Below are 880 nucleotides of genomic sequence, written 5' to 3' on the forward strand. Positions count from 1 at the left end.
CCGGGCGAGGGGGCGGGTGCGGGCGTTCCCGGGGCGGTCGGCGCCGTGGGGTCGCCACTGCCGTCGCTTCCGCCGCAGGCGGCCAGCAGGGAGACGATCAAGGCCGCAGCCGTTCGGCGGGTCAGGTCCGCAGTGTTCATGGTGTGTTTCCTGAAAAGGGGTTGAACAGGTGCCCTCCCGGAAGGGAGAACACCCACGATCGCAGCGGACGCGCGTGGTCCGGCCACAAAGGCGCCGGCACGTCCCTGCGTCGGGGTGACTGGCATCAAAGCAACGGACGCGGACGATATCCACCCGGTTCGGTGCAAGGAGCGGGTGATTTTCAGTACATTGCATCCCATGCCCTCCCCCCTTTCGGGGGGTATTTGTTACGCGGTGCATCGGTTCCGAGGGCGGGCAGCCTGCACCGGCACGGAAGTTTCCTTGAGCTTTTCTGAACCCCTGCGCCCTGGCGGCGGCTCTTACGGGCTGGTCGTGGACGACCACCCTCTCGTCGCACACGGCATGGCCGCGTTCCTGCGGTTACACAAGAAACTGGACGATGCGGTGAGCGCGGGCAGCCCGGCCGAAGCCCTGCGCACCATCGCCCAGCGCGGTGCCCCAGCCATCGCACTGGTGGATTTCTGGCTGGCCGACGGGGCCACCGACCTGTTCGTGCGCGACGTGCTGGCGCTCGCGCCGGCCACCCGCGTGCTCATGGTCAGCGGCGACAGCCATCCGGCCATCTTGCTCAAGGCGCGGGCCAGTGGCGCCCATGGCTTCGTTCACAAGCAGGAGGCGCCCGAGGCGTTCGCCGCCGCGGTGAGCGCGGTGCTGGACGGTGGCACCTGGTTCGACGCGGCGCCGGACGGCTCCCCGCCCGTGGCCGACACGCCGCTGG

At 69.7% G+C, this 880-nt stretch carries 1 protein-coding gene; it reads left to right on the forward strand.

Translation table 11 applies throughout. The features are described from left to right. Positions 1 to 423 precede the first annotated feature (423 nt). A partial coding sequence (locus tag AC27KI_RS26040; RefSeq protein WP_487116737.1) for a response regulator occupies positions 424 to 880 on the forward strand: 457 nt, incomplete at its 3' end.

It is taken from the genome of Acidovorax sp. KPB24-03 (assembly GCF_057546605.1).